The following is an 8,248-nucleotide window of genomic DNA, read 5'->3' on the forward strand; positions in this document are numbered from 1 at the left end:
GTCTAAATATAGCTGTCAGTGAAATAGCTACCAAGGCTGATGCAATTGATAAAATTACTACGTTCACGATACCAAGACCACCCTGTAAAAAGGGGAGAAAAAAAATAATCGCAAAAGTAATTGCCGGAATAATTAATAAATCGAACTTCTCAATCCACCGCCTCGTTTGGGCAAATATCAGTATTCCTAAAATCACACATGCAACACTTAAAGTAACTATTTCTGATTTTACGAGACTGAAGAGAGCGATCGCTATCAATGAACCCTCAAATCCACTAAATGCCGCCCCACCCAATAATTCCACTGTAGAAAATGTCGGTTGAGTTGGTGGACGGCGGGGAACGACGGGATTAGAACCTTTTGACGGTTGTGGCGGAAGTGTTACAGAGGGCGAATTAAGTTGTGCAGGGGCTTGAACCGCCTGTGAGTTAAGTGCATCTAAAACCTCCTGGGCTGACTGGAAGCGCTGATTGGCAGCAGGTAACAGCATTTTGTCTAATATGTCAGCAAGGCGAGGGCTGACAGTCACTTGGGTTCGCCATTTCCACTGGTTGCTATAGGCATCAAATAGTTTAACTGCTTCCTGATTTGTCAACAAGGTAATAAGAGTTACAGCTAAGGCGTATAAATCTGTAGATGGGAATACTTGACCTCCAGCCATCTGCTCAGGCGGTGCAAAGCCCATCGAATAAATTCCTGTAGAAGAAGCAGCAGAACCCAGTGCAACATTTGTTACTTGCTTAACTGCGCCAAAATCTAGTAAAAAAAGTCTACCATCACGACGGCGCATGATGTTAGAGGGTTTAATATCTCTGTGGATAATGCCTCTATGATGGACAAACTTTAGTACCTTCAGGATTTCCTCCAGCACCTCCAACACTTGCTGCTCAGAAAATTTACCTTGTTGAACTAATTCTTCCTCTAAGTTTTGCCCATCAATATATTCTTGTACTAAGTAAAAAAATTGGTCTTGCTGTCCTGGTTGCAAACTATTAACTATCACTGGAAAGAAGGCAAATAAGTCAGGTATTTGCTCGTGATCGTTACCAAGTTGTGCTAAAACTTCTGCCTCTCTCTCAAACATCAACTGTGCTTGTTGCAGTTGATTTAAAGTTAAATTTCCCGCTGGTTGAAACTGCTTAACCACGCATTGACGCATTCCTGGTATTCGCCGATCGCGTGCCAAAAATGCTGCTCCAAACCCGCCCCTTCCCAGCAATTTAGTTGGCACGTATCGACCATCTAGCATCAGTGGCATACCACAGGTAGTGCAATACTTTTGCTGGGTTGTTTTCAGTGTCGTAACATCATCTAAATCGGCAAAATAGTTTTGTGGGCGTGGACAACGTGGACGAGTGCAGTAAACTTCCATTTTCGTGATTAGTCAAAATCATTCGTAATTGATGATACTTGCCTTCTCTACGAGATGCTACGCTAATGGCAAGAAGCAAGCTACGTAATTCGTAATTAATTCTTCAATTACGAATTACGATTTAGAAATTACGAATTAACTTGCTAGTGCTTCCTGAATGGCATTGTTATAAATAACGCGGCCAGGAGTTGTGTATATATACTGCGAAAGTACATTGCCTTTAGCGTCTTGTCTGACTCGACGGAACTTATAGAGTAATGTGCGGGTACCATCCTCGTTTTCCGTCACTTTCACGGGTTCTGTATCCGGTTGGTCTGATTCTATTTCACCGTCAAACCTTACGTAAATATAGGCGTGCAAGTCAATTTGATCTTGCTGGAAAGCCATAATTACATCCTCTAGCGAAGAAAAGTAATTTCCTGCCCCTTTTGTCGCACCGGGATTTTCTGCTGTTAAATAATAGGCTCCCAACACCATATCTTGGCTAGGCGTGATAATCGGTTTACCTGTGGCTGGTGACAAAATATTGTTAGAAGCCAACATTAATAACCGCGCTTCAGCCTGACTTTCTAAAGAAAGAGGGACGTGTACCGCCATTTGGTCGCCGTCAAAGTCGGCGTTAAACGCTGGACACACCAGAGGATGCAGTTGAATCGCTCTACCTTCTACTAAAATTGGTTCAAAAGACTGAATACCCAAGCGGTGCAATGTTGGTGCCCGGTTTAGCATTACAGGGTGTCCTTCAATCACCTCTTCCAGCACATCCCAAACACTGGGATCATTGCGGGATATCAGCTTTTTCGCAGCTTTGATGTTATTTACCATGCCGCTACGAATCAGGCGGTTAATCACAAATGGTTGAAATAGCTCAATTGCCATTTCTCTAGGCAAACCGCACTGGTGAATTTTTAGCTTTGGCCCGACCACAATTACAGAACGTCCAGAGTAGTCAACCCGTTTACCTAACAAGTTTTGTCGGAAACGTCCTTGCTTACCCTCAATAATGTCGGACAAAGATTTCAGGGGTCGGTTATTTGCCCCGACCACAGTGCGTCCCCGACGACCATTGTCAATCAAAGCATCCACTGCTTCTTGCAGCATCCGCTTTTCGTTCCGTACAATAATTTCTGGTGCCAAAATTTCCTGCAAGCGTGCCAAACGATTGTTGCGGTTAATTACCCGCCGATACAGATCATTTAAATCGCTTGTGGCAAACCGTCCGCCATCTAGTTGCACCATTGGGCGCAAGTCGGGAGGAATCACAGGAATAACTGCCATTACCATCCACTCTGGTTTTGAACCAGTAGCGATGAAGTTGTCAATTACCCGCAGTCGCTTAATTAGCTTGGCTCTCTTTTGTCCTTTGGCGTTGCCAATTTCTTCGCGTAGGCTTTCGGCTTCTTGTTCTAAATTGATATCGGCGAGCAAACGCAACAGCGCTTCAGCCCCAATACCTACTTCTACGCCTTGCAGCACGGAATCTTCGCTATAAATTTGGTCTTCTATTTCCAACCACTGGTCTTCACTCAGTAGCTGTTTGTAAGTTAAAGTTTCGGCATTACCTGGACTCAGGACAACATAAGAGTTGAAATAGACAATCTGCTCGACATCCCGCAAGGGCATATCCAACAGGATGGAAATATAGCTAGGAATACCCTTGAGATACCAAACGTGAGCTACTGGTGCGGCGAGTTTAATATAGCCCATTCGGTGACGACGCACCCGTGACTCAGTGACTTCTACCCCACAGCGTTCACAGACAATCCCTCTATGACGAACTCTTTTATACTTGCCACAATGGCATTCCCAATCTTTCGCTGGGCCAAAGATGCGCTCACAAAACAAGCCATCCATTTCTGGCTTGAGAGTTCGGTAATTAATAGTTTCTGGCTTGGTAACTTCACCGACTACTTGACCATTGGGCAATGTTCTCTCGCCCCACTGGCGAATGCGTTCCGGGGAAGCCAAGCCGATTTTTACGTAGTCAAACTGATTAGTTTGGGCAGGTCTCATACTTAAGTGCTGAGTTTCGAGTTATGAGTTTTGAGTATATTTAGTTTTAAGGTTTGAATTAAGAGATATCCAAGTGCTAAATGCCAATTACTGAGTTTTTTAATACTCAGCACTCAGCACTCAGCACTCAGCACTCCTTATTCGTCGTCTTCCAGCGATTCGCGGGAAAGAGATTCGTATGTTGGTCGAGGAGGTGTGCGACGGGCTGATTGGTCTGCCATCAAATCGACTTCTACATCCAGGGAACTGCCGTCTGTTTGGGTTTCTACCTTATGAACAGCAATATCTAACCCCAATGATTGCAACTCGCGCATTAGCACCTTAAAGGATTCTGGAGTTCCAGGTCGAGGAATTGCCTTACCTTTAACGATCGCATTTAACGCTTCATTTCGTCCTTGCATATCGTCAGATTTAACTGTGAGCAATTCCTGTAAGGTGTAAGCTGCACCAAAGGCTTCCAATGCCCACACTTCCATTTCTCCAAATCTCTGACCACCTTGTTGTGCTTTACCACCCAAGGGTTGCTGAGTCACCAGTGAGTATGGGCCTGTGGAACGAGCGTGGATCTTATCATCCACCAAATGCACCAGTTTCAGCATGTAAGCCACACCGATAGTGATTGCTCGGTCAAAGGGTTCACCTGTACGACCGTCATACACCATGATTTTGCCTGGGTTATCTGGGTTATATACCCAGTCTTTCCCTGTTTCGTCTCGTGCTTCTTGCAATTTGCCATGCACGATTCGGCGGGATGACTCTTCCCCGTACATTTCATCAAAGGGAGTAATCTTAAATCGCACTCCCAAGGTCTGACCAGCCCAACCCAACAGGCATTCAAATACTTGACCAACGTTCATCCGACTGGGTACGCCCAACGGGTTAAGTACAATGTCTACTGGTGAACCATCGGGCAAATAAGGCATATCTTCAGCTGGTAATATCCGAGAAATAATCCCTTTATTACCGTGCCGTCCTGCCATTTTGTCGCCAACTTGGATTTTGCGTTTTTGAGCAACATATACCCGGACTACCATATTGGCTCCTGGTGGCAGTTCATCGCCTTGTTCACGAGTAAACAAGCGCACATCAACTACGCGACCTTTTTCACCATTTGGTACTCGCAGAGAATTGTCTCGCACATCCCGTGCTTTCTCACCGAAAATTGCACGCAACAATTTTTCTTCTGGCGGTTGGTCAGATTCACCCTTGGGTGTGACTTTTCCTACCAAGATATCTCCAGCTTCTACCCATGCCCCAATGCGAATGATTCCCTGTTCATCCAACTGACGCAAGGCATCTTCCCCGACGTTGGGAATTTCTCTGGTAATTTCTTCTGGCCCCAGTTTGGTTTGTCTAGCTTCAATTTCATATTTTTCAATGTGAATTGAGGTGTAGACATCATCCTGCACCAGTCTTTCAGAGATTAAAATCGCGTCTTCGTAGTTGTAGCCTTCCCAAGGCATATAGGCAACAACAATATTTTGTCCTAGCGCCAATTCACCGCCTTCGGTGGAGGAGCCATCAGCCAATACCTGACCAGCAACAACCCGTTCCCCAATGCGGACAAGAGGTTTTTGATTTAAACAGGTGTCTTGGTTTGAGCGTTGGTACTTGGAAAGGGTGTACTTAATTTCTGGGGTATTAGGTTTAGGACGGACGCGAATTTCTGTAGCATCCACATAAGTGACATCGCCATCGGTACGGGATACAACCACCATCCCGGAGTCTCTTGCTCCTTGGGCTTCCAAACCAGTACCCACTAGAGGACGTTCTGGCTTGAGCAGGGGTACTGCTTGTCGTTGCATGTTCGATCCCATCAGCGCTCGGTTAGCGTCATCATGCTCCAAGAAGGGAATCATGCTGGTTGCTACCGATACAATCTGTACGGGAGATACTGCTACGTAGTCCACCTGTTCTGGTGTTGTGGTGGAAAATTCTTGACGATAACGGACTGGCACTAATGGCCCAATAATGTGCCCGGTTTCATCTACAGGAATATCTCCCGGAGCAACCCGCAAATCATCTTCTTCATCGGCTGTCATGTAGGCTGGAGGCAGGTCAAATCTGACTCGCCCATTTTCTACAGGTCTAAATGGTGTTTCGAGGAAGCCATACAGGTTAACCCGCGCATGGGTTGCTAAGGAGCCAATTAATCCGGCGTTGGGGCCTTCTGGCGTCTCAATGGGGCAAATGCGTCCATAGTGACTAGGATGAATATCTCGCACGGCAAAACCAGCGCGTTCGCGGGTTAAACCACCAGGGCCAAGGGCACTTAGACGGCGTTTGTGGGTCAGTTCTGCCAGAGGATTGGTTTGATCCATGAACTGACTTAATTGGCTGGAACCAAAGAATTCTTTAATTGCTGCTACTAATGGTTTGGGGTTCACCAAGGAAGCGGGAGTTAGCACTTCGGCATCGGATACGGTCATCCGTTCCCGAATAATTCTCTCCAAGCGGTTTAAGCCCACCCGCACTTGGTTTTGCAGCAATTCACCGACGCTTCTTACCCGACGGTTGCCCAAGTGGTCAATGTCATCGATATTACCGATGTCATATTCTAGGTTGATCAGGTAATCTACGGCTGCCAAGATATCGCCAGCAGTCAACACGCGCATTGTGTCGGGAACAGAAAGGCGCAATTTCTTGTTGAGTTTGTACCGTCCAACGCGACCAAGGTCATAGCGTTTCGGGTCAAAGAAACGAGAGTCTAGGAGTTGTTGTCCACCTAAAACTGTTGGTGGTTCACCAGGACGCAGTTTTCGATATAACTCCATCAGGGCTTCTTCTTCAGAGAATTGCCCTTCTTTTTCGATGGTTTTTTGGAAATACTCTGGGTGGCGTAAGGCGTCAAAGATTTCGTTGTCTGATAACCCTAAAGCTTTTAAGAGTACTTGCGCTGAGAGTTTGCGGGTTTTGTCGATGCGTACCCACACCAAATCGTTACGGTCTGTTTCAAATTTCAGCCATGCTCCCCGGTTGGGAATTAAGCTAGCTGAATAAGTACGTCGCCCGTTTTTATCGATTTCTGATTTGTAGTAAACTCCTGGCGATCGCACGATTTGGTTGACAATTACCCGTTCGGCTCCGTTAATAATAAACGTGCCGCGATCGGTCATCAAAGGCAAATCGCCAATAAATACCTCTTGCTCTTTGATTTCCCCGGTTTCCTTATTAATCAACCGTGTGGGAACATACATTTGGACGGCATAAGTACTATCCCGCCGTTTGGCTTCTTCGACGCTGTACTTTGGCTCCTTGAGTTTGTAGTTATGCCCCAAAAAGTGCAGTTCTAATTTGCCCGTATAATCTGTAATAGGACTAAAGGAGTTAAGTTCTTCTATTAGCCCTTCTTCCAAAAACCAGCGAAAGCTCGAACGCTGGATTTCAATCAAGTCGGGCAACAGAAAGGCGGGTTCCATGTATGTTTCTTTAGTCATGCCTCTTCCTTTGTCAACCTGGTAAAATTTTCCCTTGGACACTGCTGTTTGACGCTTCCCACTGCTAGCTAGTGTCCTTAGCTGTTTGGGAACTTCTTCTTACACACTTGCTATTTACAGGTGTGGGCAAACGCAGCCATTAAAGCTGGAATGAGCAATTTGGACAAGGGGGTAATTGCCCGGAATCGGGGACTCAGACGCCAAAAACCCACTATAGTCTTGATTTAAGAAGAATATAAAGTTGAGATATTCCTGAGTTTTATCTACTTTCTTCATTTCCCCTCCAAAAAGCGCGTTAATTTGCTGACGCAGCTCTAGACGGTGTGTCTTAAATCCACCCGCCTATTTATACTCTCAGTGATATCCTAGATATCCTAAGACTGAGGGAACGATCCGCACCTTGTCGGCTTTGAATCAGAATCACTTCATTTTGCTGGATTGTAGTCACAAGGCAATTTTGTTTAACGATTTTGAATAGGTTCGATACACACCAAGCCGATGTTGTGCAATCTAGCTCAACTTGGTTTGGCACAGTTAGTCATGTCTGGAGAGCATCCGCTTGTAGAGATTTGGAGGATGGCCAAGCCGATAAGATTACGGAAAATTAGGCTCAGAAATTTTAGGTTCCTTCCTTTATCATTATGGCGCAAGCAAAATGTTTTTGAGGGAATAATATTACCATATTTTCCCTCTCTAGAGTTTTATTTTTTTTAGCACAACGGAATACAAAGAGAATTATTGCACACTTTATATTGACAGGCCAAATAATTCACAGGCATTCTGGGTGGTTTGATGGGCGATCGCCTCTACCGTTTCCTGACGCAGTTTAGCTACTTGCTCGGCTACATATTGCACGTAGGCCGGCTCGTTGCGCCTCTCGCCTCGTTTCGGAACTGGGGCGAGAAATGGACAGTCTGTTTCAATTAGTAGGCGATCGCTACTTACCATCGCCGCCGAGGATTGGATCGCTTTGGCGTTTTTGAACGTTACCGTCCCGCTAAAGCTGATGTAGAAGCCTAAATCGAGAAACCATTGAGTTTCTTCTGGCGTTCCTCCCCAGCAATGCATGACGCCCCGCACTCTTTCTCCTTTGAGTGAGTGCCATTTTTGCAACACTTCTCTGGTTGCCACCGCAGCATCACGGCAGTGGATAATTACTGGTAAGTTGAGTTCAGCTGCGATCGCCAACTGGGACTCGAACACCATATACTGTTGCTCATAGTTATCAGCTTTGTAAAAATCCAGCCCCATTTCCCCAATTGCTACTACATTCGAGTCAGAACTCGCTAAAGTTTTGATTTTCTCGGCTGTCTCGCTATTCCATTTATCAGCATCTAAAGGATGTAATCCTACAGCAAAACTAATTTCGGGAAACTCTTGGGCTATGGATTGAATACTGAAAAACTCCTCCGGGTGAACACAGGAA

The 8,248-nt window shown here is 45.6% G+C and carries 4 protein-coding genes; all 4 read right to left on the bottom strand.

Going from position 1 to position 8,248, the window contains the following annotated elements:
• On the bottom strand, positions 1 to 1,372 hold a 1,372-nt coding region (locus tag IQ229_RS04875; RefSeq protein ID WP_194041776.1), incomplete at its 3' end, for a serine/threonine-protein kinase.
• Positions 1,373 to 1,507: 135 nt separating this feature from the next.
• On the bottom strand, positions 1,508 to 3,385 hold the full coding sequence (locus IQ229_RS04880) for a DNA-directed RNA polymerase subunit gamma (RefSeq protein WP_012411285.1): 1,878 nt from the start codon (positions 3,383 to 3,385) through the stop codon (positions 1,508 to 1,510).
• Between the two features lie 137 nt (positions 3,386 to 3,522).
• Positions 3,523 to 6,822, bottom strand: a complete 3,300-nt coding sequence (rpoB, locus tag IQ229_RS04885) for a DNA-directed RNA polymerase subunit beta (protein ID WP_194041778.1) — start codon at positions 6,820 to 6,822, stop codon at positions 3,523 to 3,525.
• 747 nt (positions 6,823 to 7,569) lie between these two features.
• Positions 7,570 to 8,248, bottom strand: a 679-nt coding sequence (locus IQ229_RS04890) for a TatD family hydrolase (RefSeq protein ID WP_194041780.1), incomplete at its 5' end; no start/stop codon positions are given.

This window comes from Nostoc cf. edaphicum LEGE 07299, assembly GCF_015207245.1.
GTDB lineage: Bacteria > Cyanobacteriota > Cyanobacteriia > Cyanobacteriales > Nostocaceae > Nostoc > Nostoc edaphicum_B.

Bases quoted from the DNA above. Each gene is read 5' to 3' on its own strand.
- IQ229_RS04880 (WP_012411285.1), bottom strand. From the start codon at position 3,385: ATGAGACCTGCCCAAACTAATCAGTTTGACTACGTAAAAATCGGCTTG.
- rpoB (WP_194041778.1), bottom strand. From the start codon at position 6,822: ATGACTAAAGAAACATACATGGAACCCGCCTTTCTGTTGCCCGACTTG.